We start from the raw sequence: 24898 nt of genomic DNA on the forward strand, positions 1-24898 counted from the left end.
TTGTCCTGACCGGCTTGCAGGTTGCTCTTTACTCCGAACGAGCCTGAACGATGAATCAGAACGCCGAGCCTTCTGTCGTGAATGATGCTGTGCGTGGGGATTTCATCCCTCGGGTGTGGCGCCTCATAACCCCCTACTGGCGCAGCGAAGAACGCGCCAGGGCGTGGTTGCTGTTGATCGCCGTGGTTGCCTTGTCGCTGGTCAGCGTGGGCATTTCGGTGTGGATCAACCACTGGTACAAGGACTTCTACAATGCCCTGGAAAACAAGGACGCCAAGGCGTTCTGGAGCCTGATCGGCTACTTCGGCATCATTGCCGCGGCGGGTATTGTCGGCGCGGTGTATCGGCTCTATTTGACCCAGATGCTGACCATTCGCTGGCGCCGCTGGCTTACCGAGCAGCACTTCGCACGCTGGCTGGCCCACAAGAACTATTACCAGCTGGAGCAGGGCGGCTATACCGACAACCCTGACCAGCGCATCAGTGAAGATATCAATTCGTTCACCGACAGCACCTTGACCCTGGGCCTGGGGCTGATCCGTAACGTGGTCAGCCTGGTGTCGTTTTCGATCATCCTGTGGGGCGTTTCGGGCAGCATCGAAGTCTTTGGCATCACCATCCCCGGCTATATGTTCTGGTGCGCGCTGTTGTATGCCGCCGTGGGCAGTTGGCTGGCGCATCTGATCGGTCGGCGGCTGATTGGCTTGAGCAACCAGCAACAGCGCTTCGAAGCTGACTTGCGTTTCTCGATGGTGCGGGTGCGCGAGAATGCCGAGAGCATTGCCTTGTACAACGGCGAAGCCAATGAGCATGAGCAACTGAGCACGCGTTTCAACAAGGTCTGGAAAAACTTCTGGACGCAAATGAAGGTACAAAAACGCCTGACGTTTTTCACCGCCGGTTACTCGCAGATCGCCATTATCTTTCCGTTTATCGTCGCGGCCCCGCGTTACTTTTCCGGCAAGATCGAGCTGGGTGAGCTGATGCAAATCAACTCGGCCTTCAGCAATGTGCAAGAGAACTTCAGCTGGTTTATCGATGCCTACGTGACTCTGGCGGCATGGCGTGCCACCTGCGACCGGTTGCTGAGTTTTCGTCAGGCCATGACCGACAACGAGCAGCGCAGCCCGGCGATTGATGTGCAGCATCTGGGCGAAAACTTGCAGATCCATGACTTGAGCCTGGATCTGGCCGATGGTCGCCCGCTGCTGCGTGACGCCAGCCTGCAGGTGCAGGAGGGTGAGAGGCTGATGCTCAGCGGTCGCTCCGGCAGTGGTAAGAGTACCTTGCTGCGGGCGATGGGCGGGCTTTGGCCTCGAGGGGGCGGGGCGATCCGCATGCCCCGCGAGCGTGCGCTGTTTCTGCCGCAAAAACCCTACTTGCCCATAGGCACCTTGCGCGATGCCCTGAGTTATCCACAGACCGGGGACACCTACACCCTTGAGCGTTATGAAGAGGTGCTGCGTACTTGCCGGCTTGAGCACCTGATTCCCAAGCTTGATGAGATCAATCACTGGCAACGCTTGCTGTCCGGTGGTGAGCAGCAGCGCCTGGCTTTTGCCCGCGCGCTGCTGTATCGCCCGCAGTGGCTGTATATGGATGAATCAACCTCGGCAATGGACGAGGAAGACGAGGCCATGGTGTACCAGGCCCTGATCGATCAACTGCCGGGCTTGAGCATTGTCAGCGTGGGCCATCGCAGCAGCCTGGCGCGCTTTCATCCGCAGCATGTGCGGATCGTGGCGGGGCAACTGGTTGCACAGTAGAAGAGGCGGGCGCGCGACATGCTAGAGTGCTGCTTCCCGCTTTCTGGAACCTGACATGAGTCTTCTATTTCGCAGTGTTGCCCTGAGCCTGCTGCTGGCAAGCTTGCCTCTGGCGGCGGCTCCTGTGGCCACACCGCTGTTGCACGGGCAGTTTCTGCCTGCCGATGATCTGCAAGTGCGCAGCGAAGTGCCCGAGCAACAGCAGTTGATGCTGGTGACTTCGTACTCGGTGGTGGTGGGTAGCCAGCGCCAGTCCAATCAGCAGCCTATCCCGGTGACTTCGCCACTGCTGGTGCGCTTGAAGGGCAAGCCGATGAGCCAGGGCGCTACCGTGCGCCAGGTGCTGATTTCATTTGATGGCGAAAGCAAAAGCCTGAAAAAGCCCGTGTTCGACAGCAAGACGCGAACCCTGAGCTTGTCTTATCCACAGAGCCAGTATCGGGTCGTGATTGATTTGCTGCGCAATGACACGCTTTATGTCCAGTTCTTGACCTATGCCAATGGCCATATTTGGGCCGACTTGCATACCGGCAGCGTGCGCGCACGATAAGCCTTGGGTAAACTGCGGGCCCCGTGAAGTATCAACAGGCTGGAGCCGGACATGCGTAAAGACAAAAAGCAGTTGATTGGTGACGAGATCGGCGACGAGCAGATCAAGTTGTTCCTGGACTTTGAGCCTGTGGACGCTACTTCACCGTCGCTGCACAAACTGATCAAGGCTTATCGTGGCCTGCGCATCGATGACTTCGGGCGCTTCCTGGCTTTCTTCAAGGAAGCTGGCTACGACCTGGATGGCAAAGACGAACAGGGTCAGACGTTCGTGGACATCATCAAGGACCAGCGCAATGCTGACGACTACATCGAGCTGATCAACCAGGCTCGCGGTTGATCCACACCCTTTAGATACTCTGTTGCAGGTCAAGCCCTATTGTGGGAGCGAGCCTGCTCGCGAACGACCTTCGCGAGCAGGCTCGCTCCCACAGCTGCAGTGTTCCTGCAGCTGCTACGGATCTTGTTTCATGTTCTGATTCACGAGTTACCTTGCATTGGGCTTACGCCTTTGCAGTGCCCCGAATCAGGGCAACAAAAAAGCCCCTCGCCCTGAAACAGGGCGAGGGGCTTTTTATGACGCATGAAACGTCAATGTTGCATTAAGCGATACTGGTGCTGGCTGTTTTAGGCGTAACCAGTTCCAGCAGCTCGGAGTTGCGGGTGCTGATTTCGCGGTACAGGTCGGCGTCGGTTTCGAGGACCTTTTCCCGTGCAGGGAAGATTTCCTTGAGCTTGGTCGCCCACTCGCCCGTGGCTTTCTGCGCAAAGCAGCGCTCGATCAGGTCCAGCATGATCGAAACGGTTACCGAGGCGCCCGGCGAAGCCCCCAGCAGAGCGGCCAGCGAACCGTCTTTGGCCGCAACCAGTTCGGTACCGAACTGCAGCACACCGCCTTTTTTCGGGTCTTTCTTGATGATCTGTACCCGTTGCCCGGCAATCTCAAGACGCCAGTCTTCAGCCTTGGCCTGTGGATAGAAACGACGCAGGGACTCCAGGCGTTGTTCCATCGACTGGCGCACTTCGCTGACCAGGTACTTGGTCAGGTCCATGTTGTCGCGAGCCACGGCCAGCATCGGCCCGATATTGCCCAGACGGATCGACATCGGCAGGTCAAGGAACGAACCATGCTTGAGGAACTTGGTGGTGAAACCGGCATAAGGTCCGAACAGCAGCGACTTTTTGCCATCGACCACACGGGTGTCCAGGTGCGGCACCGACATCGGCGGAGAGCCGACGGCAGCCTGGCTGTAAACCTTGGCCTGATGCAGCTTGACCACTTCCGGGTTATCGCAACGCAGCCATTGGCCGCTGACCGGGAAGCCGCCATAGCCTTTGCTTTCTTCGATGCCCGAGGCTTGCAGCAGCGGCAAGGCCGCGCCACCGGCGCCCAGGAATACGAACTTGGCATCAACGTGGCGAGTATTGCCGCTGTTGGTGTCCTTGATGCTTACTGTCCAGCCGTTACCGTTACGCTTGAGGCCGGTGACTTTTTTGCTGTACTTGATCTGGGTGTCCGGTGCACTGGCCAGATGCTTGAGCAGTTGCTGGGTCAGGGCGCCGAAGTTGACATCGGTGCCATGTTCCACGCGGGTGGCCGAGATGAGCTGATCCGCAGGGCGGCCCGGCATCATCAGGGGCATCCACTCGGTCATTTTGGCCTTGTCTTCGGTGTATTCCATGTCGGCAAACGCATGGTGCTTGCTCAGCACGTCAAAGCGTTTTTTCAGGAACGACACGCCTTTTTCACCTTCAACGTAGCTCAGGTGAGGAACCGGGCTGATGAAGGACTTGCAGGAACCGAAGGTGCCTTTTTGCGCCAGGTAGGCCCAAAACTGTTTCGACACTTCGAACTGGGCATTGATATGCACAGCCTTTTTGATGTCGATCGAACCATCAGCCGCCTGCGGCGTGTAGTTCAGCTCACAAAGGCCGGCGTGACCGGTGCCTGCGTTGTTCCACGGGTTGGAACTCTCCGCAGCACCTGAGTCCATTTGCTCAACAACTTCCAGCTTAATGCCGGGGTCGAGCTCTTTGAGCAGTACGGCGAGGGTGGCACTCATGATGCCCGCCCCAACCAGTACTACGTCGACTGCTTCGTTATGCGCCATTAACGCGTCTCCAAAATCTACGGCACCAAATTGACGGCATAGCTGCCAGGTGTCCGGGGCGTGGTTCTGATTAGCCCCGGGCCACTCATGGCCAGGATCGCCATGTCCGATTCTTCGCAATTTCTTGCAACTTTAGCGGACGCCACCAACCGGGCCTTCAAGGTTCATATGAACGCATTTCAGTACTCGGGAGGCAATTCGACTTAATGTCTAGAGCGTCCGTTTGTGCAACCAAATCCGTAAGCGGACAGGCTTTCAGTCTCGTGCTGTGGAGCCGACTTCGATCCTGCTTGGTGAGGCAATATCAGACGCTAATGGTGCATGTTCAGACGCAAAACTTTTCATTTGCTCGCCACACTCTTGTGAAGTTGTGAAACCCGTTTTTTTCACGCTCTCTTGAAGACGTGAACCTCAAAAAAGGGCTACCGCACGCTGGGCACCGAACCAGTGGCCGAGCGTTGTGGCAGCTCTGGCAGACCATGCAGAAAGTGGGGGTTACGCAATGAAATTCAAGCGCGCCAGCTTCACATGATCTGTGTGGGCGGCTCTCTGTGGGCGGTTTTGGGGTGCCAATACAAGCGCATTAGCGATGTTGCGGGGCCCGATCAGGAGACGTCCTTATAATCGGGGGGAGATTGTAGCGAAGAAACGTGGGCAATTGATCCTGTTAAATGACTTTTATTGGTGCGCCGTTCAGAGGCCCGGCAGCGGGTGCCCTGACGAATGCCTTGCGGGCGAGGCAATACGGGCGTTGGCAGGTAGCACCTGGTGCAACCAGTTAAGGCGGATTTCTTCGATTTCGACCCAGCTGTCGCCGACCGGCGGTTGTTTGCACTGCTTGAAGGCCTGGCAGCGACCTGCCGAATCCAGGCGGGCGAAGCAGCGCTCGGGGCGGTTGAAGCCGAGCAGGGTCAAGAGCATGTTCATGGCGGCACCTGTTGAGTCAGTCGTCGAGACTATGCCCTGTGCAGGTGACATACGGATGAATTGGCGATGACAGGCGGGTGACGGCAAGCCGCTAGTTCGCAGGCGTCCGGCACCCTATACTGACGGCCTGTTATACCCAGTCCTGGAGAGATAAGCATGTTGCAACGCCTGTTGTTCGGTTTGATTACTGTGACCAGTTTGACCCTGGTCGGCTGCGCCCACAGCCCGCAACAACTCAGCCCGCAACCCAAGCTGACCACCCAGCTTGCGCCAGTGGGTCGTGGCCAGCCGGTGGTTGTGCGTGTGGTGGACGGTCGTCCTTCCCCAACCCTGGGGACCCGTGGTGGCATGTACCCCGAGACCAGCGCGATCAGCGTCAGCAGTGCCGACCTGGTTCCCAAGCTGCAAGCCCAGGCTGAAGCAGCCGTGCGCTTGCTGGGTTTCACTCCGACAGCCAATGCGATGAACGCGCCAACGCTGACCGTGACCCTGGCCGAACTCAAGTATCAGTCGCCCAAGGACACCATGTACGTGACTGAAGCCACCATTGGCGCGACCTTCCGTTCCGATGTGAAGAACGGTGGTCGTACCTACAGCGGCCGTTATGGCGCGTCCCTGGATCAGCGCTTCGGCATGGCGCCGAACCAGGAGACCAACACCAAGCTGGTGAGCGATGTGTTGAGTGATGCCCTGACCCGTGTGTTCAAGGACCCGTCCATCGGTCGTTTGCTCAGCGAGTAAGCCGGTAAAATAAAAAGCCCGAACTCAGTGAGCTCGGGCTTTTTTGTGTTCGAAACATTCAGGCCGCTTCGGCATACAGCTCCAGCCGGCTGACGCCGGTGAGCAGGTCTGTCTCGGGCAGGTCGGCATGGGCGTGGCCGCTCAGGGCGCAGTAAACCAGCCAGTGGCGGTCTTGCACGTTAAAGGCCAAACCCTCGATCAATGCCTGTTGTTCGTCGCTGGGCGCGATAAGGTAAAGGCGGTCCTGGTTTTCTGCGTGCAGCATGACAAGCTCCGTGTCGGTGTCGAGGGGCCACAGAGTGGCCTCTCAATATGACGATACGGTGACAGCAGAATTTAAGCCCTTCTGTGGGAGCGAGCCTGCTCGCGAACAACCTTCGCGAGCAGGCTCGCTCCCACGGGTTTATTGGGTTACAGCGCCAGGCCAGCCTTGATCCGATACTGGTTACGCACCGGCATCGCGTATTGCAGCACCAGATACGGACGGTGCTCGGCCGGGCAGGCGTCCAGGCGGCGTTGCCATTCTTCCTGGGCCTTGGCCAGTTCTTCGGCACCGAATACCTCTGCGGCCGTCGGCACTTGTAACTCGGGGTCGTGGTCGCTCCACTGCGCATACGCCAGGTAGTGCGCGGGGAACAGGCGGTAGCCACCGAGGATATGACGATCCATTTCGGCGGCCAGCAATTTGCTGTCTTCGAACAACTCGGTCACCGGCGCCCCGAAGTTCACGTGCACGCGACCCTTGTAGCCGGTAATGCCGTTGGCGATGCTGGTGTCGTCCTCGCCAGGAGCCTTGCTGTAGGTGCCGGTAGTGGCGCGGATAAACAGCTCGCGGGCCTTGGCCTGGTCACAGGGGTCGTATTCGTAGCTGATGGAAACCGGGGTCAGGTTCAATGACTGAATGACCTCGGCAAACGGCTCGTTTTTACGGCTCATATGAAACATCTTGAGGATCGCCGAATCGGTACGGTCATCACCGTCCTTGGCCCGGCCTTCAGCCTGGGCGATCCAGATTGACTGGCAGTCGTTGCGGATCGAGTGGTTGATGTATGCCGACAGCAGTTGATAAGCCGCGAGCTTTTCCCGGCGCCCGGTGATCGAGCGGTGCACGATAAAGCTCTTGTTCAGGCGCATCAGATCGCTGACAAACGGCTTTTGCAGCAGGTTGTCGCCAATGGCGATGCGCGGCGTTGGCAGGCCGGCGTGGTACACGGCGTAATTGACGAACGCCGGGTCCATCACGATATCGCGGTGGTTGGCCAGAAACAGGTAGGCGCTGCCGGATTTCAGTTGCTCGACGCCGGTATAGGTTACGCCGTCGGTGGCATGTTCGATGGTGCGATCGACGTACACCTCGACCTTGTCCTGCAGGGCCGCGACCGAATTGACGCTGGCGAACTCTTTGCGCAGGCGATGAGCTATAAGTGGTTTTAACAGCCAACCGAAAGCGCCGGCCAGGCGCGGAAAGCGAAAGTGGGTCAGGATATCCAGAAACGCCTTGTCGCTGAGCAGCCGGGCCAGCACTGCTGGTACTTCGGCGTCGTCGTAAGGTCGGATGCTATCGAATTGGCCCATCATGCTCTCTTGTTGGAAACGACTAGGGTTGGTACGCAGGGCAGGGCAAAAATAATAGCCCTGCTAATAGACCGGCGATTATACGCACAAGTCACTCTGGAGACCGCGATGCTTGAAACTGAACACTATGAATGCCCCTATTGCGGCGAGCCGGCTGAAGCGGTGCTCGACCTGTCGGGGGGTGATCAGAGCTACATCGAAGACTGCCCGGTGTGCTGTCGGCCGATCCTTTTTCACCTTCAGACCGATGGCCATGAATGGATGCTCGATGTACATACCGAGAATGAGTAGTGAGTGAAGACCATGCAACGCATCTACGAGCCGGAAAACCTGATGGAAGCCGAACTGTTGCTGGGCATGCTGGCCAGTGAAGGGGTCGAGGCCCGGCTACAGGGCCGTGATCTGGTCGGCGCCACGGGGGAGCTGCCGGTGTTCGGCTTGCTCGGCCTGGCGGTGGCCAATGATCGGGCGCAATACGCACGGGAGTTGATCGATGCGTACAATGCCGCGTCACCGGTGGCTGGTGATGAGCCTGAGAGTTTCCCCGATGTGCTGGATTGCTGATGCCAGCGACGGTTTATTCATTGCTATACAAAAGAAGAGTTGTGCTGCCCCATGTGTGGACGTTTTGCCCTGTTTCGCTGGAACCCTGCATTTGCAGCCTTGCCCGGTTTCCCGGCGGATCAGCAGGCCCAGTGGAATATTTCGCCGAATGATTCGGTATTGATTCTGCGCGCCGGTGCTGAGCCTGGCCAGCGAGAGCTGGCGCGAGCGCGCTGGGGCCTGACCCCGGCGTGGCTGACCGACCTGTCACGGACTCCGGCCCATGCCCGTGCTGAAACCGTGGCCGAGCAGCCCATGTTCCGCGATGCCTTGCGTGAGCGCCGCTGCCTGATCCCGGCCAACGGCTTTTATGAATGGCGCGGCACGACCCGTAAACGCCCCTACTGGCTGACGCCGGGTGAAGGCTCCTCGCTGTTTTTTGCCGGTATCTGGGAGGCATACCCCGTTGAGGGGCATGTGTGGCTGAGCACCGCCGTGATTACACAGGCAGCGGCCAGCCAGCGTCGCCCGCTGATTCTGGATGAGGCTGGCCAGCAGGCCTGGCTTGACCCTCAGACTCCGCTGCAGGCCTTGCAGGCACTGCTGGCCAGTGCGCAGATGCCGCTGCGAGAAAGACCGCTGGCCAATCTGGTCAACGATCCAAAACTCAACGCGCCCGAGTGCCTGACGCCGGGTTGAGATACGATACGCGCCATCTTTATGGAGATTTTTGATGGGTAAGTTAGCGGTAGTGTGCGCCGTGGGCGCCGGGTTGTTGCTGGGTGGATGCCAGGCGGTGAATACCACCAATGGCGGCGCCGTGGGCGTAGAGCGCAAGCAGTACATGTTCAGCATGCTGTCGAGCCAGCAGGTTGACCAGATGTACGCCCAGTCGTATCAACAGACCGTCAGCGAGGCGGGCACCAAGGGCGTCCTGGACAAGACCAGCGCCAACGCCAGGCGCCTGCAGGCGATCGCCAACCGACTGATTGCCCAGGCGCCGGCCTTTCGCCCGGATGCCGCGCAATGGAACTGGGAAGTCAACCTGATCAAGAGTGACGAGCTCAACGCCAACTGCGGCCCTGGCGGCAAGATCATCTTTTATAGCGGGATCATCGAGCAACTCAAACTGAGTGACGATGAAATTGCCGCGATCATGGGCCATGAAATTGCCCACGCCTTGCGTGAGCACGGGCGTGAATCCATGTCCAAGGCCTATGGCATCGAAATCGCCAAGCAGGGTGCTGGCGCCTTGTTGGGCCTGGGCCAGGACAGCCTGGGCCTGGCCGACACGGTGGTGAACTACAGCCTGACCTTGCCCAACAGCCGCAGCAATGAAAACGAAGCGGACCTGATCGGTCTGGAGCTGGCAGCCCGTGCGGGCTACAACCCGAATGCGGCGATCACCCTGTGGCAGAAAATGGCTCAGCAATCACAGAATGCGCCGCCTGAATTCATGAGCACCCATCCGGCTTCAAGCAGCCGGATTGCTGCGCTGGAGGCGGCCATTCCGAAGGTGATGCCGCTGTATCAGCAAGCGCCGAAATCGTGACGCTTGTTGTGGGGGCGGGCTTGCTCGCGATGGCGTCTACGCGGTTCAACTGAAAGACCGCAGTGCCTGTATCGCGAGCAAGCCCGCTTCCACACAAAGTGTGGGTTACACCCAGCCGCTGATCTGCATCGCCTTGTACACGGCCACTACAGCCAGTACTACGAACGCGGTGGCAGCCAGTCTGCGGATCAGGGTCAACGGCAGTTTGTCAGCGGCAAAGTTGCCCGCCAAAACCACCGGCACGTTGGCAATCAGCATGCCCAGGGTTGTACCGATAATCACCAGCCACAGATCCGGGTATTGTGCGGCGAGCATCACCGTCGCCACCTGGGTCTTGTCACCGATTTCGGCAATGAAGAAGGTGATCAATGTGGTCACGAACGGCCCGTACTTGCGTGCGGTGCTGGCTTCGTCGTCGTCCATCTTGTCCGGCACCAGGGTCCACAGCGCGGTGGCGGTAAAGCTCGCGGCGAGGATCCAGTGCAGCATGGCGTCGCTGAAGAACGTGCTGAACCAGGCGCCTACAGCACCGGCGGCGGCATGGTTGGCCAGGGTCGCGACCACGATACCGGCGATTATCGGCCAGGGTTTGCGAAAGCGTGCGGCCAGAATAAGGGCGAGCAGTTGCGTCTTGTCGCCGATTTCGGCCAAGGCAACGATTGCAGTAGGGACAAGCAGGGAATCGAGCATCATCAGGTGGTTTCCAGGGGCGGGTCGACACGGCTATGACACGTACAGCCTCCCCGCCCCGGGTAAGGTGTTCGTGTCATAGGTCTTGTCAAACCCCGGTCCGTCTGTGCGGACACCTGGGTCGCATACGCCATGGTCTGTTGACCAAGTATGTTGACGTATGCCGGACGAGCTTGACGCTCGTGGGAGACTACTCCCCTAGGACGGAGCGGATTCTGCCTAGGCAAATCCGATCCGGCAAGCTCTTATTTTTCCGCAGGCTTAACGGCGCTTGGCGCTGTAAATCCGGAAACCCTGGCCCTCGGCCTTGACCGTGCAGGCACCGAAATGCTCTTCGATCAGCGGTTGATATCGCAGGAAGCTGTTGGCGACAATCCGTAGTTCGCCACCTGATTTCAGATGCTTCACTGCTTTTTGCAGCAAGTTTTCGGTGGCGTGGTAATCGGTATGCACCCCCACGTGGAACGGCGGGTTGCTCAGAATCGTGTTCAAACCCATGGGCGCGGCGTCGATGCCGTTGCCGGTAATCACTTCCCCTTCCAGACCGTTGGCCGCCAGGGTCAAACGGCTGCTGGCGGTGGCGAAGGCATCCACGTCGAGCAGGGTGACGTTGTTGTGCGGGTAGCGGCGCTTGACCGCAGCCCCGAGCACACCCGCACCGCAGCCGAAGTCCAGCACGTGGCCGCTGGGCAACTTGTCCAGATGCTCAAGCAGCAGGGCGCTGCCGCGATCCAGGCGACCGTGGCTGAACACGCCCGGCAGGCTCACGACCTTGAGCGGGCCTTCGGGCAGCGGCAGTTCGTAATGTTGCGCCAGGTCGTGCAGTACCGGCACGGGCGGGGCGTTATCCACCGTCACTTGCCACAGCTGGCAATGCCGCGCGCTATCGAGTTTGCGCGGCTTGCCGAACGGGATCAGTTGCTTGGACGCGCCTTCAATGCCACCCTTTTTTTCACCGACCAGAAACACGTCGGCACCCGGCAGGCGGGCGGCCACGGCCTTGAGCACGTAGTCGCTCAGTTCCTTGGACTTGGGCAGGAACACCACGGCGGTGTCGAACGCCCGCTCAGGGATATCGACACCGAACTGCACACGCCCGGCAAAGCGGGCGTCGAGCGCGGCCTGGTCGCCGGCATGCCAGCACCAGCCATGGGCATCGGGCAGTTCGCCCAGCAGTTCGTCAGCGGGCAAGCCGACCAATAGCACCGAGCCTTGAAAGTATTCAGGCTGACGAAGCAGTACTTCACTGCGCGGATCCATAATCTGCTCCTCAAAAAGGGGCGCAGTCTATCAACTGACGACCCGCAGCGCTGTACCGTTGAAGAACGCTTCGGCATTTTGCGCCAGTTGGCCGACGATGCGCTGGCGTGCTTCACGACTGCCCCAGGCACTGTGCGGGGTGATGATCAGGCGCGGAATGTCGGCCCCCAGCAATGGGTTGCCGTCGCGTGGTGGTTCGACGCTGAGCACGTCGGTGGCCGCGCCACCCAGATGGCCGCTACGCAGGGCGTCGGCGAGTGCCTGTTCGTCGATCATGCCGCCACGTGCGGTATTGACCACAAAGGCCCCGGGTTTGAGCAGTGCCAGTTCGCGGGCGCCGATAAAATTACGCGTATGCTCGGTGAGCGGGCAGTGAAAGGTCAGCGCGTCGACCTGGGGCAGCAGTTCGTCCAGCGTCAGGCGCCCGGCACGGGCCGGGCGCCCCGGGATCTGGCCGATCAGCACGCGCATGCCGAAGGCTTCGGCCAGTTTCGCGACCGCACTGCCCAACTCGCCGTGACCGAACAGGCCCAGGGTCTTGCCTTCCAGCTCGACAATCGGGAAGTCCAGCAGGCAGAACTGCTTCGCTTGCTGCCACTGGCCGTCGGCCACGGCCTTGTTGTAATCGACCAGGCGCGTAGCCAGTGCCAGCAGCAGGCCGAGGGTGTGCTGCGCCACCGATGGCGTGCCGTAGCCCTGGCAGTTGGCCACGGTGATCCCCAGGGCTCGGGCGGCCTCAAGGTCGACGTTGTTGGTGCCGGTGGCTGCCACCAGAATCAACTTCAGCTCCGGGCAGGCAGCCAGGGTCTGGGCGTTGAGCAGCGCTTTGTTGCTGATGGCCACACTGACGCCTTGCAGACGCTCGATCACATTGGCTGGCGTGGTGTCTGCGCACAGCTGCAAGTCGCCGAAGCTGCGACGCAGCGGGTCGAGGTCGAGATCGCCCAGGTCCAGTGAGGTGTAATCAAGGAATACGGCGCGCTGAGTGTTAGTCATCAACTGTACCTTTTGTGCTGTGAAATGAAGGCGTAATGTGGCGAGCCTAACAGAAGAAACAATTTGTAATGGAGCCGTGCATGTACTGGACAGAATTTTTGACCGTAGCCTTGATTCACCTGTTGGCGGTGGCCAGCCCCGGGCCTGATTTTGCCGTGGTAGTACGCGAGAGCGTCACTCACGGCCGCCGTGCCGGGATGTTTACCGCGTTTGGTGTGGGCACGGCGATTTTTGTCCATGTCGGCTATTCATTGCTGGGTATCGGCATCATCGTGTCGCAATCGATTGTCCTGTTCAACGCCCTGAAATGGCTGGCAGCGGCTTATCTGCTGTATATCGGCATCAAGGCACTGCGGGCCAAACCGGCTGATCCTGCGGCGTTGGCGGCCAGCTTGCCGGTGGGCGAGCGCACGGCACGCGGGGCTTTCACGTCGGGCTTTGTGACCAACGGCCTGAACCCCAAGGCGACGCTGTTTTTCCTGTCGCTGTTTACCGTGGTGATCAACCCGCACACCCCGCTGTCGATCCAGGCCGGTTATGGCGTGTACCTGGCAGTGGCAACCGGTGTGTGGTTCTGCATGGTCGCGATGCTGTTCAGCCATCAGCGCGTGCGTACAGGCTTTGCCCGCATGGGTCACTGGTTTGACCGCACCATGGGGGCGGTACTGGTGGCGTTGGGCGTGAAACTGGCGTTTACCGAGATGCATTGACACACCTTGGTTCCGTAGCAGCTGCCGAGGAACGAAGGCTGCGTCCGGCAGCAGCTACGGGGAGATGGTCGGGTTCTTGTCAAAAACTGGATTTGCTTCATCCTTGCGGGCTTATTGCAGTGTGCCCACGGAGAAGTATCGATGTCCTCAGTCCACCGGTCCTGGCGCCGCGCCAGGCTGGCGCTGGCAGTCAGCCTTGCGTCGACGTCCGCTTGGGGCGTGAGCTTCAATGTCGGCCCGGTTGAGGGGCAGATCGATACCGAGCTGTCCATCGGCGCCAGTTGGTCCACCGCCAGGGCCGACAGCAAACTGATAGGCGCCAACAATGGCGGCACGGGGCAATCGGCCATTTCGGACGATGGCCGCCTTAACTTCAAACGCGGCGAAACTTTTTCGAAAATCTTTACCGGCATGCACGCACTGGAACTCAAGTACGGCGACAGCGGCCTGTATGTGCGCGGCAAGTATTGGTATGACTTCGAGTTGCAGGACGACAGCCGCCCCTTCAAGCCCATCAGTGACTCAGGCCGCCGAGCCAGCGCGCAATCGGCCGGCGCGCAACTGCTCGATGCGTTCGTTTACCACAACTACGCCATTGCCGATCAGCCCGGCGCAGTCCGCTTGGGTAAACAGGTGGTCAGTTGGGGCGAAAGTGCGTTTATCGGTGGCGGCATCAATGCGATCAACCCCACCGACCCTGCCGCCTATCGTCGGCCTGGCACTGAGTTCAAAGATGGCCTGGTGCCGGTCAACCTGTTCTATCTCTCGCAAAACCTGACCGACAACCTGTCGGCTGAAGCCTTTTTTCAGCTGGATTGGGAGCCGTCCGAAGCGGACAACTGCGGGACGTTTTTCTCCCGGTCAGACGTGATGGCTGACGGCTGCAGCGGCAATTACCGGGTCATGAGCAAGCGTTCGGCACTCGATGTGGCCGACCTCGCCGCGCTGACCGGTGCCGGGGTTGAGGTGAACGAGGAGGGCGTGCTGGTACGCCGTGGCGCCAATCGTTATGCGCGCAACAGCGGGCAGTTCGGGGTGGCGATGCACTATGTGTTCGAGCCGCTGGGCACCGAGTTCGGTGCCTACTTCATGAACTACCACAGTCGCGACCCGATCCCCAGCGCCAGCGCGGCGCCGCAGTCGGCCTATAAGGCGGCAGCAGGCGCCGGAGGGCTGGCGCCGATGGTTGTTGCCGGCAATTCGGGCTATTACGTTGAATACCCTGAAGACATCCGCCTTTACGGCCTGAGCTTCTCCACCACTTTATCCACAGGCACGGCCTGGAAGGGCGAGTTGAGTTACCGTCCCAATGCGCCGGTGCAACTCAACAGCAACGACTTGCTGTACGCCAATGTCACGTTGCTGCCCGGGCTTGCCGATGCATCGCCACTGAGCGTCACTCCCGGCGCAGATGTGCAGGGCTATCGGCGCAAGGAAGTCACCCGGTTCCAGACGTCCCTCAGCCATGTGTTCGACAACGCGATGGGTGCCGATCACCTGACCGTGACCGGTGAAGTGGGGGTGACCCGGGTTGGTGGCCTGGATAGCCCTTCAGGGCTGCGTTACGGGCGTGATCCGGTGTTTGGCTCTGAAGGTAATGACGGCTTCACCACGGCCACCTCCTGGGGCTACCGTGGTCGCGCAGTGTGGGAATACAGAAGCGTTGTTCCCGGGGTGAACCTCAAGCCCAATCTGGGCTGGTCCCATGATGTCAGCGGCTATTCGCCGGGGCCCGATGCCAGCTTCGAAGAGGGCCGCAAAGCCATCTCCCTGGGGCTGGAGGGTGACTATCAAAGCACCTACACCGGCAGCCTGTCGTACACCAATTTTTTTGGTGGGCGCTACAACACCCTCAGTGACCGCGACTTTGTGGCGCTGACGATGGGTGTGAAGTTCTAGGCCGGAATTTGTTGGGAGGCGTTCGGGCGACTATTGTTTGTGGGGTGCGAATGTTTACGACCCAAGGAATTTTTAACGTTGGTCGTGTTCCAAGATTTATAAAGGTCTAATGCCAATGGCCTTTGCCCCTAGAAAGATTGATCAGGAGCTTCACCATGTTCATTTCGCGTCGTTTGATTGTTGCTGCAAGTGCGGTGGCCTTGCTGGCTGGCTGCGCTACGCCTAACCCGTATGACAACCAGGGCCAGGGGTCTTCCGGGACGGGCTTGAGCAAGACTGCCACCTACGGTGGCCTGGGGGCTCTGGCGGGTGCTGTGGCGGGTGCTGCCATCGACCATAACAACCGTGGCAAGGGCGCGCTGATCGGTGCTGCCGTGGCAGGCCTGGGTGCAGCCGGTTATGGCTATTACGCCGACAAGCAGGAAGCAGCCCTGCGTGCGAGCATGGCCAACACGGGCGTTGAAGTTCAGCGTCAGGGCGACAACATCACCCTGGTGATGCCAGGCAACATTACCTTCGCGACCAACTCGGCCAACATTGCGCCCAGCTTCTATCAGCCGCTGAACAACCTGGCGAATTCGCTCAAGCAGTTCAACAACCAGAACCTGATCCAGATCGTGGGTTACACCGACAGCACCGGTAACTACAACTACAACATGCAGCTTTCCCAGCAGCGTGCGCAAAGCGTAGCGACCTACCTGACGTCTCAAGGTGTGAGCGGCCAGTACCTGTCAGTCAAAGGTATGGGCCCGGCTGATCCGATTGCCAGCAACGCCACCGCAGATGGCCGCGCACAGAACCGTCGCGTACAAGTGACACTGGCGCCAATCCCGGGCATGCAATACCAGCAGCCGGGTCAGGTGCAGCAGTACCCTTGATCATTACCTCGTAGCAGCTGCCGAAGGCTGCGTTCGGCTGCGCAGCAGTCGTAAACCCTGAGTGCGGGGTTTGGCTGATATTGCGACGACTTCGTCGTCGAACGCAGCCTGCGGCAGCGGCTACGGGGGGGGGCGCAAGACACACAACAAAAAGCCCCGCGATCCTTGCAGATCGCGGGGCTTTTTATTGGGCATCCGGCTGGGGAAATTACTTCTTCAGGCCGTAATGCTCATCCAGCATGCCAGGACCGTTCGGGCTTTTTGGTGCGTAGTCCAATGGCGGCTCGGTGCTGTGCGGCGGGGTGATGCGCTCGCGATGCGGTTGTGGCACATCCGGGTGCAGGGCAGCCAGCAGGCGTTGGCGAGTCTGCTCGTCCAGGGCCAAACGGTTGGCGCCCTCGGCGAGGTGTTCTTGCACGTCCTGATAGCTCTGTGTGAGTTTCTTCACCAGGTTGGCGGTGGTGTTGAAGTGGGTAACCACTTCACTTTGGTAACTGTCAAAACGTTCCTGGATGTCGTCCAGCTGACGCTGCGTGCGGTTAGGCACGGCATTGGGCAGCAGACGAGCAACCAGAAAACCAATGGCGACACCGGCAACCAGGGCGAGAGTCGGCAACAACCAAATCAAGAGCGAGTGTTCCACGAGTCCTTCCTCTATAAACGGCTTTGCTTTACGTTAACGGCTCGGACCTGCGCTGTATACCGCGATGCACTCGCAAATATGTCAGACAGAATCTATCAGCTAGACGAGTCGACCCAATCTGAGGTCACGGAGTTCCCTCTTGCTTACCCGCGAAACCCCCGTAGTAATTGCTGGCCCGGTCGGCCAACTGGAAGCCTTGTACCTTGATTGTGCTGAGCCAAAGGGCCTTGCGCTGCTGTGTCACCCCAATCCGGTACAGGGCGGCACCATGATGAATAAAGTGGTTTCGACCTTGCAACGCACTGCCCGCGATGCTGGCCTGATTACCTTGCGATTTAATTACCGCGGCACCGGCGCCAGTGAAGGCAGCCACGATATGGGCACCGGCGAAGTCGACGATGCCTTTGCAGCAGCCCGGTGGTTGCGCGCCAGACACCCTGACTTGCCGATCACCCTGTTCGGTTTTTCGTTTGGTGGTTTTGTTGCCGCCAGCCTGGGTGGTCGCCTTGAAGCCCAGGGCGAAAAGCTTGAGCGCGTGTTTATGATCGCCCCTGCGGTGATGCGTTTGCGTGACGAAGATGCCTTGCCACATAACTGCCCGCTGACCGTTATCCAGCCTGAAACCGACGAAGTGATCGACCCGCAGCTGGTCTATAACTGGTCAAACGACCTGTCGCGCCCCCATGAGCTGCTGAAAGTGGCAGAATGCGGACACTTTTTTCACGGCAAGCTGCCCGAGCTCAAAGAGTTGGTAGCGCCACGCCTTTCGAATTGATTGCAGCCTGATAAGCGATTACCCATGACCTCTCGTACTCGTATCCTCACCGGCATCACCACCACCGGTACGCCGCACCTGGGCAACTACGCCGGGGCCATCCGCCCTGCGATCGTGGCCAGCCGCGACCCCAACGCCGATTCGTTTTACTTCCTGGCTGACTACCATGCCCTGATCAAGTGCGATGACCCGCTGCGCATCCAGCGTTCGCGTCAGGAAATCGCTGCAACCTGGCTGGCGGCCGGCCTTGATGTCGAGCGTGTGACCTTCTACCGTCAGTCCGATATTCCGGAAATCCCCGAGCTGACCTGGCTGCTGACCTGCGTAGCGGCCAAGGGCCTGCTCAATCGGGCCCATGCCTACAAGGCCTCGGTAGACAAGAACCTGGAAAACGGCGAAGACCCGGATGCGGGCATCACCATGGGCCTGTACAGCTACCCGGTGCTGATGGCTGCGGACATTCTGATGTTCAATGCCAACAAGGTGCCTGTGGGGCGTGACCAGATCCAGCACGTTGAAATGGCCCGTGACATTGGCCAGCGCTTCAACCACCTGTTCGGCAATGGCAAAGAGTTTTTCGCCATGCCCGAAGCGCTGATCGAAGAAAGCGTGGCCACTTTGCCGGGTCTGGACGGTCGCAAGATGTCCAAGAGCTATGACAACACCATTCCGTTGTTCAGCAGCGCCAAGGACATGAAAAGCGCGATTTCGCGCATCGTTACCGACTCCCGTGCACCGGGCGAGGCGAAGGATCCGGACAACTCGCACCTGTTCACCCTGTACCAGGCATTCTCCACGCCTGAGCAGTCGGTTGAGTTCCGCAGCGAGCTGTTGCAGGGCTTGGGCTGGGGCGAAGCGAAAGAGCGCCTGTTCAAGCTGCTGGACGCCGAGCTGGGCGAGTCCCGCGAGCGTTACCACGACTTGATGTCGCGTCCTGATGATATGGAAGACATCCTGCTGGCTGGCGCCCAAAAAGCTCGCAAGATCGCAGCGCCTTTCCTTGTCGAATTGCGTGAAGCCGTTGGCTTGCGCTCGTTTGTCAGTGCCGCGCAAACCACTGCTGCGAGCAAAAAGAAAGCCGCCAAGGGCCCGCGCTTTGTCAGCTTCCGCGACGAAGACGGCAGCTTCCGTTTCCGCCTGCTGGCCGCTGCTGGCGAACAATTGCTGCTGTCGCGCAGCTTTGCCGACGGTAAAACCGCCGGTCAGGTGACCAAGCAGCTGCAATCCGGCGAGCCTCTGGATGTGCGCAGTGACGCGTTGAGCTTCAGTGTCTGGCTGGGCGACACCTGCGTGGCTGACAGCCCGGTATTTGCCGATGCCACAGCCAGAGATGAGGCAATCGAAGCGTTGCGCCTTGCGCTGGTACCCGTTCAAGACTGAGAAAGTGCGACGTTTCGTCTCAGGTTTGATTGCCATTCCCAAGGGTCGTCGCTACAGTGTCGGCCCGTTTTTGTTGCCTTGCTAACGAATTATGACGCCTCTAGAACGATATCAAGCAGATCTGAAACGCCCGGACTTCTTCCACGATGCCGCGCAGGAAAACGCTGTGCGCCATTTGCAGCGCCTGTACGACGACCTGGTCGCTTCCTCGCAGAGCAAGCCGGGCCTTTTCGGCAAGCTGTTCGGCAAAAAGGAGCAGACGCCGGTCAAGGGCCTCTACTTCTGGGGCGGTGTAGGCCGTGGCAAGACATATCTGGTCGATACGTTTTTCGATGCCCTGCCGTTCAAGGAGAAGGTGCGTACCCACTTCCACCGCTTCATGAAGCGCGTGCATGAAGAAATGCGCACCCTCAATGGCGAAAAGAACCCGCTGACCATTATCGCCAAGCGTTTTTCTGACGAGGCGCGGGTGATCTGCTTTGATGAATTCTTTGTGTCGGACATTACCGACGCCATGATTCTCGGCACCTTGATGGAAGAACTGTTCAAAAACGGTGTCACCCTGGTGGCTACGTCGAACATTGTGCCTGACGGTTTGTACAAGGACGGCTTGCAGCGTGCGCGCTTCTTGCCCGCCATTGCGCTGATCAAGCAGAACACCGAAATCGTCAACGTCGACAGCGGCGTCGACTATCGCTTGCGTCACCTTGAGCAGGCCGAACTGTTTCACTTTCCGTTGAACGAAGAGTCCGAGAAGAGCTTGAGAGAAAGCTTCAAGGCGCTGACTCACAACTCCAACAGGGCGATCGAAAACGATGATCTGATCATCGAGAACCGCACCATCCGTGCCTTGCGTACCTGTGATGATGTGGCCTGGTTCGAGTTTCGCGAGTTGTGCGACGGCCCGCGCAGCCAGAATGATTACATCGAGCTTGGCAAGATCTTCAACGCTGTAATCCTCAGCGGTGTAGAGCAGATGGAAGTGAAAACGGACGACATCGCCCGACGCTTTATCAACATGGTCGATGAGTTTTACGACCGCAACGTCAAGCTGATCATCTCGGCTGAAGTCGAGCTGAAAGACCTTTACAAGGGCGGGCGCCTGAACTTCGAGTTCCAGCGTACCCTCAGCCGTTTGCTGGAAATGCAGTCCCATGAATATCTGACGCGGGCGCACAAACCCTAGTCAAAAAAACGGCCTGCATTGCAGGCCTTTTTTATGCCCGCCTCAGGCCTCGGCGGCCTTGAACCCCAGGCGCTGCACGTACTTGGCAATGTCGCGGGCATGCCCGCAACCTATCAGCAGCCATATCAGGATCCGCGCCTTGTACGGGCAGAGAAACCCGCACATCAGCGCGCCGCGGTCGATCAGGTCCATCTCGCTGCCGATAAACCCGTAAGACGCTTCGGCGGTGGGGCCTGAGCCTGTTCGTGACGCCACCAGAACCGGAATTTCCGTGGTGACCTGTTCGATCAGGTCGACCCATTCGACACTGACATGCCCGGCCCCGAAAGCACTGACCACCAGCGCGTCATACCCCAGGGCCAGCACATGCTCCAGCAGTACCGTGTCGGCAGACAGTGTTGCTGGCAGCAATGCGACCTTGTGATGAATGCTGCGGGGCATGGGCAGGACAGTGCGTGCGCAGGCTTTGCGCAGATAAAGCACGCGATTTTCGAGCATTAGCCCGGCAGGGCCGAAAAACGGCGAGTTGAAGGCGTCCAGCGTTATTGATGAGCATTTGCGCACATGCAGCGGCTGGTGAATCTGGCCGTTCATTACCACTAGAACGCCTCGCTTGCGGCTCTGTGTATCGAGCGCAACCCTGGAGGCATCCAGCAGATTGGCGGGGCCATCTGCGCCGGGATGATCGCTGGGGTGCATGGCGCCGGTCAGCACAAGTGGCACATCGGCATCCCATAACAGGTCAAGGAAGAATGCAGTTTCTTCCAGGGTGTCGGTGCCTTGGGTGATGACGATGCCCAGCGCGCCCAGCTTCACTTGCTCCTGGGCCCAGATCAGCACTTCAAGCAGCAGATTGAAATCCAGGGAGGCGCTGGGAACCAGGCACAGGGTCTCGATATGAACGTCCAGCCCTTCGTGCAGCTGCGAAATGCCGTCAAGCAGTGCTTCGCCAGTGATCACGGGTTGTGCGCCTGAGCCGGGCTGTGTTGTGCGCATGCTCACGGTGCCACCCAGGGCTCCTATGGAAAGGATGGGCAGGGAGTTGTGATTGAGTCTTTGCGCCATGCTGCGTACCTCCGCCAGTGGCCGGTGAAGCCTCTTCTTGTGAGTGCCCCTGGTTGGAGGGCATTTCATCAGAGGCTTTTTGGGCTGGCGGAGAAATCAGATTGTTCCGCTTGGTGTGTAGTACAACGCTTAGATTTAAGCGACCTGATTGAGGCCTGCATGCAGGAACTGCTGACGATACTGGTTTGGTGAAAGCTCTGTGTGTTGGCGAAACAGACGCGCGAAGAAGCTTGCGTCGTCGTAGCCCACGTCATAGCTGATGGTCTTGATGCTTTTGCGGGTGGCCGAGAGCAGGCCCTTGGCGGTTTCTATGCGCAGGCGTTGCAGGTAGTGCAAGGGTTTGTCGCCGGTGGCCAGCTGAAAGCGGCGCATGAAGTTGCGGATGCTCATGCCGTGATCGCGGGCGACATCTTCAAAGCGGAACTTGTCGGCGAAGTGCTCTTCGAGCCAATGCTGGATTTGCAGGATGATCACGTCCTGGTGCAGCTTCTGGCCGCCAAAGCCGATGCGCCCCGGGGTGTAATTGCGCTGTACTTCGTAAAGGATGTCGCGGGCCACGGCCTGGGCGATATTGGCGCCGCAAAAACGCTCGATCATGTAAATGTAGAGGTCGCAGGCTGAGGTAGGCCCGCCGGCGCAATAGAGGTTGTCGGCGTCGGTAAGGTGTTTGTCCTGGTTGAGGTGCACCAGGGGGTAGCGCCGGGCAAAGGTGTCGAAGAAACGCCAGTAGGTGGTGGCCTCTTTGCCATCGAGCAGCCCGGCTTCAGCGAGCCAGAAGACTCCGGTGGCTTCAGCGCACAGGACAGCGCCACGGGCATGCTGTTCGCGCAGCCAGGGCAGTACTTGCGGATAGCGCTGGCAGAGGGTGTCGAAATCGTCACCGAAGGCCGGCAGGATAATGATGTCGCTATCCTCCAGGCCGCCGTCCACAGGGAGCACCACATTGCTGAAGCTGGTGGCCGGTTTGCCGTCGGGGCTGACAAGGCGTGTCTCGAAAGTGGGGGTCAGGCCTTGTCCCAGCTGCTTGCCGTGACGCAGGCTGGCGAGGTGAAAGAAATCCTTGGCATGCATCAGGGTCGACGCGAAAACCCGATCGATGGCCAAAATGCTGACACGCCGCAGCGGCGTGGAGAGTTGATTAGACATAGACATATTTTGATTATTCTTATAGGTGAAATTGGTCAACTTACGGCTGGATCGTCTTATGTTTTTTCCTGTGTGTCCAGAGGTTGCTGCTTTTGTAGCCGCGGGCTTGCTCGCGATGGCATCCATGGGGTTTCTCTGAAACACCGCGTCGCCTGCATCGCGAGCAAGCCCGCTCCCGCAAGGGGGCGGTGGGTCAAGGTGCCGGGTTTGGCTGGTCCTTGTGGATGGCGTCGATACCGGCCAGCACCTCATCCGACAGTTTCAGGTCGAAGCTGGCGATATTGCTTTCGAGTTGCTCCATGGTCGTGGCACCAATGATATTGCTGGTGACGAACGGTTGGCGGGTGACGAAGGCCAGGGCCATTTGCGCAGGGTCCAGGCCATGTTCGCGGGCCAGTGCCACATAACGCTCGCTGGCAGCCACGGCCTGCGGGTTTGAATAGCGCGAGAAGCGGCTGTAGAGGGTCAGGCGGCCTTTTGGTGGTTGGGCGCCGCCGCCGTACTTGCCCGAGAGCATGCCGAACGCCAGGGGCGAGTAAGCGAGCAGGCCGCACTGCTCGCGAATGGCGATTTCCGCCAGGCCCACTTCAAAGCTGCGGTTGAGCAGGCTGTAGGGGTTCTGGATCGATACGGCGCGCGGCCAGCCGCGACTTTCGGCCAGTTGCAGGAACTTCATGGTGGCCCACGGCGTTTCATTGGACAGGCCGATGTGACGGATCTTGCCGGCCCTGACCTGCTCGTCGAGTGCCTCGAGAGTGTCTTCCAGCGGGGTGAAGTCTTCGTCGGCGTTGTGGGTGTAACCCAACTGGCCGAAGAAGTTGGTGCTGCGCTCGGGCCAGTGCAACTGGTAGAGGTCGATCCAGTCGGTTTGCAGGCGCTTGAGGCTGGCGTCCAGGGCTTGCACGATATGGCTGCGGTTGTGCTTGAGGTGGCCGTCACGGATGTAGTCGATGCCGTTGCCGGGGCCGGCGATCTTGCTCGCCAGCACCCAGTCGGCACGATCACCGCGTTCCTTGAACCAGTTACCGATAAAACGCTCGGTGGTGGCGTAGGTTTCGGCCTTGGGTGGCACCGGGTACATTTCGGCGGTGTCGATAAAGTTGATGCCGGCATTTTTGGCGCAGGCGATCTGCTCAAAGGCTTCGGTCTGGGTGTTCTGTTCACCCCAGGTCATGGTCCCGAGGGCGATTGCGCTTACTTTCAGATCGGTACGGCCAAGCTTTCGGTAGTCCATCGGGTGCTCCTTCGGGTAAACAAACATAAAAGCAGGTTGTAATTTTTTGCGCAATCTGGATAATTGCCCACCTCTTTCTGCAGTGGAAGTGATGCGCCGCCTGCCGAAGAATCTTGCCGTTGAACGGACGCGCTGACCCGAGCCCCCGATAGCGTCTGTATCCGGCTGCCTTTGACTTGTCAAAGTACGCACTATTCAGTAAGATCCGCCGTCTAATTTACAGGGCGGCCCCTGAGGCTATAAAGAATGAAAACTTTTACTGCTAAACCAGAAACAGTAAAGCGCGACTGGTTTGTCGTCGACGCTGCTGGTCAGACCCTGGGTCGTCTGGCCACCGAGATCGCGAGCCGTCTGCGTGGCAAGCACAAGCCGGAATACACTCCGCACGTTGACACCGGTGACTACATCGTTGTTATCAACGCTGAGCAAATCCGTGTTACTGGTGCTAAAACCACTGACAAGATGTACTACTCTCACTCCGGTTTCCCGGGCGGGATTAAGTCGATCAACTTCGAAAAGCTGATCGCCAAAGCTCCTGAGCGCGTGATCGAGACCGCGGTTAAAGGCATGCTGCCTAAAAACCCACTGGGTCGCGACATGTACCGTAAGCTGAAAGTCTATGCGGGCGCTGCTCACCCTCATACTGCTCAGCAGCCCCAAGAACTGAAGTTTTAACGGAATAGTTCATTATGTCGGCGACTCAAAACTACGGCACTGGCCGTCGTAAAACCGCAACCGCTCGCGTTTTCCTGCGTCCGGGTACCGGTAACATCTCCATCAACAACCGCACTCTGGAGAATTTCTTCGGTCGCGAAACTGCCCGCATGGTAGTTCGTCAGCCGTTGGAACTGACTGAGACTGTCGAGAAATTCGACATCTACGTCACCGTGATCGGTGGTGGTGTAAGTGGTCAAGCTGGCGCAATCCGCCACGGTATCACTCGCGCACTGATGCAGTATGACGAAACCCTGCGTGGCGCTCTGCGCAAAGCTGGCTTCGTTACTCGCGATGCTCGTGAAGTTGAACGTAAGAAAGTCGGTCTGCGTAAAGCGCGTAAGCGTCCGCAGTACTCGAAGCGTTAATTCGCAGCTTCGTTCAAAAAAGCCCAGCCTCCTTCGGGAGCTGGGCTTTTTTTATGGGCGATGATTTAGCGGTGTGACAACTTGCCACATCCAGCAAACGCCTATACTACAAGGCCTGTAGCCGCCCCAGAGCGGTAATTACCTTGTAAGACTAGGGGCTTTTCATTACCATTCTGCAAAATTTTTATAA

27 protein-coding genes and 1 riboswitch are annotated in these 24898 nt (G+C 59.0%); of the genes, 16 read left to right on the plus strand and 11 right to left on the minus strand.

The window, feature by feature from the left end; genetic code table 11:
- Positions 1 to 50: 50 nt before the first annotated feature.
- From V6L81_RS07455 to V6L81_RS07465, 3 genes are read left to right on the plus strand one after another with little or no spacing between them, the layout of a single operon-like run.
- A complete protein-coding gene (locus V6L81_RS07455) occupies positions 51 to 1766 on the plus strand; it encodes an ABC transporter ATP-binding protein/permease (protein ID WP_338660586.1) in 1716 nt (571 codons plus the stop codon).
- Positions 1767 to 1821: 55 nt separating this feature from the next.
- Entirely contained in the window at positions 1822 to 2316 is a 495-nt protein-coding gene (locus V6L81_RS07460) for a hypothetical protein (RefSeq protein WP_095001567.1), read from the plus strand.
- A gap of 51 nt (positions 2317 to 2367) precedes the next feature.
- Positions 2368 to 2655 (plus strand): PA4642 family protein, encoded by a 288-nt coding sequence (locus tag V6L81_RS07465; RefSeq protein ID WP_095001566.1) that lies wholly within the window; start codon positions 2368 to 2370, stop codon positions 2653 to 2655.
- A 262-nt stretch (positions 2656 to 2917) separates the two neighbouring features.
- Here V6L81_RS07465 and mqo read toward each other — a convergent pair whose 3' ends face one another.
- Entirely contained in the window at positions 2918 to 4426 is a 1509-nt protein-coding gene (mqo, locus tag V6L81_RS07470; RefSeq protein ID WP_095001565.1) for a malate dehydrogenase (quinone), read from the minus strand.
- A gap of 693 nt (positions 4427 to 5119) precedes the next feature.
- A complete protein-coding gene (locus V6L81_RS07475; protein ID WP_095018287.1) occupies positions 5120 to 5353 on the minus strand; it encodes a hypothetical protein in 234 nt (77 codons plus the stop codon).
- A gap of 156 nt (positions 5354 to 5509) precedes the next feature.
- Here V6L81_RS07475 and V6L81_RS07480 point away from each other — a divergent pair, with 156 nt between their 5' ends.
- Positions 5510 to 6094 (plus strand): YajG family lipoprotein, encoded by a 585-nt coding sequence (locus V6L81_RS07480; RefSeq protein ID WP_095001563.1) that lies wholly within the window; start codon positions 5510 to 5512, stop codon positions 6092 to 6094.
- 58 nt (positions 6095 to 6152) lie between these two features.
- Here V6L81_RS07480 and V6L81_RS07485 read toward each other — a convergent pair whose 3' ends face one another.
- Both V6L81_RS07485 and V6L81_RS07490 read right to left on the minus strand, forming a co-directional pair.
- Positions 6153 to 6359, minus strand: coding sequence for a hypothetical protein (locus V6L81_RS07485; RefSeq protein ID WP_016779492.1), 207 nt, complete (start codon positions 6357 to 6359; stop codon positions 6153 to 6155).
- 146 nt (positions 6360 to 6505) lie between these two features.
- A complete protein-coding gene (locus V6L81_RS07490; RefSeq protein ID WP_095020337.1) occupies positions 6506 to 7672 on the minus strand; it encodes a 1-acyl-sn-glycerol-3-phosphate acyltransferase in 1167 nt (388 codons plus the stop codon).
- 105 nt (positions 7673 to 7777) lie between these two features.
- On the opposite strand from V6L81_RS07490, the gene V6L81_RS07495 reads away from it, so the two are divergent.
- The 4 genes from V6L81_RS07495 to V6L81_RS07510 are packed head-to-tail and all read left to right on the plus strand — an operon-like array spanning position 7778 to position 9764.
- Positions 7778 to 7960: a CPXCG motif-containing cysteine-rich protein gene (locus tag V6L81_RS07495; RefSeq protein WP_095001561.1), complete on the plus strand. Its 183-nt coding sequence runs from the start codon at positions 7778 to 7780 to the stop codon at positions 7958 to 7960.
- A gap of 12 nt (positions 7961 to 7972) precedes the next feature.
- Positions 7973 to 8233 (plus strand): putative signal transducing protein, encoded by a 261-nt coding sequence (locus V6L81_RS07500; protein WP_095001560.1) that lies wholly within the window; start codon positions 7973 to 7975, stop codon positions 8231 to 8233.
- Between the two features lie 51 nt (positions 8234 to 8284).
- Positions 8285 to 8911 (plus strand): SOS response-associated peptidase, encoded by a 627-nt coding sequence (locus tag V6L81_RS07505; protein WP_095001559.1) that lies wholly within the window; start codon positions 8285 to 8287, stop codon positions 8909 to 8911.
- A 34-nt stretch (positions 8912 to 8945) separates the two neighbouring features.
- Entirely contained in the window at positions 8946 to 9764 is an 819-nt protein-coding gene (locus V6L81_RS07510) for a M48 family metallopeptidase (protein WP_095001558.1), read from the plus strand.
- A 105-nt stretch (positions 9765 to 9869) separates the two neighbouring features.
- Here V6L81_RS07510 and V6L81_RS07515 read toward each other — a convergent pair whose 3' ends face one another.
- From V6L81_RS07515 to V6L81_RS07525, 3 genes are all read right to left on the minus strand, one after another.
- Entirely contained in the window at positions 9870 to 10454 is a 585-nt protein-coding gene (locus V6L81_RS07515) for a TMEM165/GDT1 family protein (RefSeq protein WP_086799543.1), read from the minus strand.
- 91 nt (positions 10455 to 10545) lie between these two features.
- Positions 10546 to 10665: riboswitch (yybP-ykoY riboswitch) on the minus strand.
- A 50-nt stretch (positions 10666 to 10715) separates the two neighbouring features.
- Positions 10716 to 11714 carry a class I SAM-dependent methyltransferase gene (locus V6L81_RS07520; RefSeq protein ID WP_095001557.1) on the minus strand — a complete coding sequence of 333 codons (999 nt, stop codon included), beginning with the start codon at positions 11712 to 11714 and terminating at the stop codon, positions 10716 to 10718.
- Positions 11715 to 11744: 30 nt separating this feature from the next.
- Entirely contained in the window at positions 11745 to 12710 is a 966-nt protein-coding gene (locus V6L81_RS07525; RefSeq protein WP_169916806.1) for a 2-hydroxyacid dehydrogenase, read from the minus strand.
- Between the two features lie 80 nt (positions 12711 to 12790).
- On the opposite strand from V6L81_RS07525, the gene V6L81_RS07530 reads away from it, so the two are divergent.
- The 3 genes from V6L81_RS07530 to V6L81_RS07540 all read left to right on the plus strand — a co-directional run bounded on the left by V6L81_RS07530 (position 12791) and on the right by V6L81_RS07540 (position 16197).
- A complete protein-coding gene (locus V6L81_RS07530; RefSeq protein WP_016779501.1) occupies positions 12791 to 13420 on the plus strand; it encodes a LysE family translocator in 630 nt (209 codons plus the stop codon).
- A gap of 141 nt (positions 13421 to 13561) precedes the next feature.
- Complete coding sequence (locus V6L81_RS07535; protein ID WP_338660587.1) at positions 13562 to 15319, plus strand: DUF1302 domain-containing protein; 1758 nt, start codon at positions 13562 to 13564, stop codon at positions 15317 to 15319.
- 155 nt (positions 15320 to 15474) lie between these two features.
- On the plus strand, positions 15475 to 16197 hold the full coding sequence (locus V6L81_RS07540; protein ID WP_095001554.1) for an OmpA family protein: 723 nt from the start codon (positions 15475 to 15477) through the stop codon (positions 16195 to 16197).
- Positions 16198 to 16405: 208 nt separating this feature from the next.
- Here the strand turns inward: V6L81_RS07540 and V6L81_RS07545 are convergent, their stop codons facing one another.
- Complete coding sequence (locus tag V6L81_RS07545; protein WP_016779504.1) at positions 16406 to 16840, minus strand: YhcB family protein; 435 nt, start codon at positions 16838 to 16840, stop codon at positions 16406 to 16408.
- A 139-nt stretch (positions 16841 to 16979) separates the two neighbouring features.
- On the opposite strand from V6L81_RS07545, the gene V6L81_RS07550 reads away from it, so the two are divergent.
- The 3 genes from V6L81_RS07550 (at position 16980) to zapE (ending at position 20181) form a co-directional block, all read left to right on the plus strand.
- Positions 16980 to 17615, plus strand: coding sequence for an alpha/beta hydrolase (locus tag V6L81_RS07550; protein ID WP_095001553.1), 636 nt, complete (start codon positions 16980 to 16982; stop codon positions 17613 to 17615).
- Between the two features lie 24 nt (positions 17616 to 17639).
- The gene (locus V6L81_RS07555; protein ID WP_095001552.1) at positions 17640 to 18995 is read left to right on the plus strand and encodes a tryptophan--tRNA ligase; all 1356 of its coding nucleotides are present in this window, start codon (positions 17640 to 17642) and stop codon (positions 18993 to 18995) included.
- A gap of 91 nt (positions 18996 to 19086) precedes the next feature.
- Positions 19087 to 20181 (plus strand): cell division protein ZapE, encoded by a 1095-nt coding sequence (gene zapE / locus V6L81_RS07560; RefSeq protein WP_095001551.1) that lies wholly within the window; start codon positions 19087 to 19089, stop codon positions 20179 to 20181.
- Positions 20182 to 20223: 42 nt separating this feature from the next.
- Here zapE and V6L81_RS07565 read toward each other — a convergent pair whose 3' ends face one another.
- The 3 genes from V6L81_RS07565 to V6L81_RS07575 form a co-directional block, all read right to left on the minus strand.
- A complete protein-coding gene (locus tag V6L81_RS07565) occupies positions 20224 to 21246 on the minus strand; it encodes an asparaginase (RefSeq protein ID WP_095001550.1) in 1023 nt (340 codons plus the stop codon).
- A gap of 135 nt (positions 21247 to 21381) precedes the next feature.
- Positions 21382 to 22317, minus strand: a complete 936-nt coding sequence (locus V6L81_RS07570; protein WP_169916835.1) for a GlxA family transcriptional regulator — start codon at positions 22315 to 22317, stop codon at positions 21382 to 21384.
- A gap of 268 nt (positions 22318 to 22585) precedes the next feature.
- Positions 22586 to 23626: an NADP(H)-dependent aldo-keto reductase gene (locus tag V6L81_RS07575; protein ID WP_095001548.1), complete on the minus strand. Its 1041-nt coding sequence runs from the start codon at positions 23624 to 23626 to the stop codon at positions 22586 to 22588.
- 246 nt (positions 23627 to 23872) lie between these two features.
- Between V6L81_RS07575 and rplM the strand changes: the two genes are divergently transcribed.
- Both rplM and rpsI read left to right on the plus strand, forming a co-directional pair.
- Positions 23873 to 24301: a 50S ribosomal protein L13 gene (gene rplM / locus V6L81_RS07580; RefSeq protein WP_007917032.1), complete on the plus strand. Its 429-nt coding sequence runs from the start codon at positions 23873 to 23875 to the stop codon at positions 24299 to 24301.
- 14 nt (positions 24302 to 24315) lie between these two features.
- Positions 24316 to 24708: a 30S ribosomal protein S9 gene (rpsI, locus tag V6L81_RS07585; protein ID WP_003216038.1), complete on the plus strand. Its 393-nt coding sequence runs from the start codon at positions 24316 to 24318 to the stop codon at positions 24706 to 24708.
- The last annotated feature ends 190 nt before the right edge of the window (positions 24709 to 24898 follow it).

It is taken from the genome of Pseudomonas bubulae (assembly GCF_037023725.1).
Lineage (GTDB): Bacteria > Pseudomonadota > Gammaproteobacteria > Pseudomonadales > Pseudomonadaceae > Aquipseudomonas > Aquipseudomonas bubulae.

What these genes read in the sequence shown, in the direction of transcription:
- V6L81_RS07455 (WP_338660586.1), top strand. Translation starts at nt 51, where the DNA reads ATGAATCAGAACGCCGAGCCTTCTGTCGTGAATGATGCTGTGCGTGGG.
- V6L81_RS07460 (WP_095001567.1), top strand. Translation starts at nt 1,822, where the DNA reads ATGAGTCTTCTATTTCGCAGTGTTGCCCTGAGCCTGCTGCTGGCAAGC.
- V6L81_RS07465 (WP_095001566.1), top strand. Translation starts at nt 2,368, where the DNA reads ATGCGTAAAGACAAAAAGCAGTTGATTGGTGACGAGATCGGCGACGAG.
- mqo (WP_095001565.1), bottom strand. Translation starts at nt 4,426, where the DNA reads ATGGCGCATAACGAAGCAGTCGACGTAGTACTGGTTGGGGCGGGCATC.
- V6L81_RS07475 (WP_095018287.1), bottom strand. Translation starts at nt 5,353, where the DNA reads ATGAACATGCTCTTGACCCTGCTCGGCTTCAACCGCCCCGAGCGCTGC.
- V6L81_RS07480 (WP_095001563.1), top strand. Translation starts at nt 5,510, where the DNA reads ATGTTGCAACGCCTGTTGTTCGGTTTGATTACTGTGACCAGTTTGACC.
- V6L81_RS07485 (WP_016779492.1), bottom strand. Translation starts at nt 6,359, where the DNA reads ATGCTGCACGCAGAAAACCAGGACCGCCTTTACCTTATCGCGCCCAGC.
- V6L81_RS07490 (WP_095020337.1), bottom strand. Translation starts at nt 7,672, where the DNA reads ATGATGGGCCAATTCGATAGCATCCGACCTTACGACGACGCCGAAGTA.
- V6L81_RS07495 (WP_095001561.1), top strand. Translation starts at nt 7,778, where the DNA reads ATGCTTGAAACTGAACACTATGAATGCCCCTATTGCGGCGAGCCGGCT.
- V6L81_RS07500 (WP_095001560.1), top strand. Translation starts at nt 7,973, where the DNA reads ATGCAACGCATCTACGAGCCGGAAAACCTGATGGAAGCCGAACTGTTG.
- V6L81_RS07505 (WP_095001559.1), top strand. Translation starts at nt 8,285, where the DNA reads ATGTGTGGACGTTTTGCCCTGTTTCGCTGGAACCCTGCATTTGCAGCC.
- V6L81_RS07510 (WP_095001558.1), top strand. Translation starts at nt 8,946, where the DNA reads ATGGGTAAGTTAGCGGTAGTGTGCGCCGTGGGCGCCGGGTTGTTGCTG.
- V6L81_RS07515 (WP_086799543.1), bottom strand. Translation starts at nt 10,454, where the DNA reads ATGCTCGATTCCCTGCTTGTCCCTACTGCAATCGTTGCCTTGGCCGAA.
- V6L81_RS07520 (WP_095001557.1), bottom strand. Translation starts at nt 11,714, where the DNA reads ATGGATCCGCGCAGTGAAGTACTGCTTCGTCAGCCTGAATACTTTCAA.
- V6L81_RS07525 (WP_169916806.1), bottom strand. Translation starts at nt 12,710, where the DNA reads ATGACTAACACTCAGCGCGCCGTATTCCTTGATTACACCTCACTGGAC.
- V6L81_RS07530 (WP_016779501.1), top strand. Translation starts at nt 12,791, where the DNA reads ATGTACTGGACAGAATTTTTGACCGTAGCCTTGATTCACCTGTTGGCG.
- V6L81_RS07535 (WP_338660587.1), top strand. Translation starts at nt 13,562, where the DNA reads ATGTCCTCAGTCCACCGGTCCTGGCGCCGCGCCAGGCTGGCGCTGGCA.
- V6L81_RS07540 (WP_095001554.1), top strand. Translation starts at nt 15,475, where the DNA reads ATGTTCATTTCGCGTCGTTTGATTGTTGCTGCAAGTGCGGTGGCCTTG.
- V6L81_RS07555 (WP_095001552.1), top strand. Translation starts at nt 17,640, where the DNA reads ATGACCTCTCGTACTCGTATCCTCACCGGCATCACCACCACCGGTACG.
- zapE (WP_095001551.1), top strand. Translation starts at nt 19,087, where the DNA reads ATGACGCCTCTAGAACGATATCAAGCAGATCTGAAACGCCCGGACTTC.
- V6L81_RS07565 (WP_095001550.1), bottom strand. Translation starts at nt 21,246, where the DNA reads ATGGCGCAAAGACTCAATCACAACTCCCTGCCCATCCTTTCCATAGGA.
- V6L81_RS07570 (WP_169916835.1), bottom strand. Translation starts at nt 22,317, where the DNA reads ATGCATGCCAAGGATTTCTTTCACCTCGCCAGCCTGCGTCACGGCAAG.
- V6L81_RS07575 (WP_095001548.1), bottom strand. Translation starts at nt 23,626, where the DNA reads ATGGACTACCGAAAGCTTGGCCGTACCGATCTGAAAGTAAGCGCAATC.
- rplM (WP_007917032.1), top strand. Translation starts at nt 23,873, where the DNA reads ATGAAAACTTTTACTGCTAAACCAGAAACAGTAAAGCGCGACTGGTTT.
- rpsI (WP_003216038.1), top strand. Translation starts at nt 24,316, where the DNA reads ATGTCGGCGACTCAAAACTACGGCACTGGCCGTCGTAAAACCGCAACC.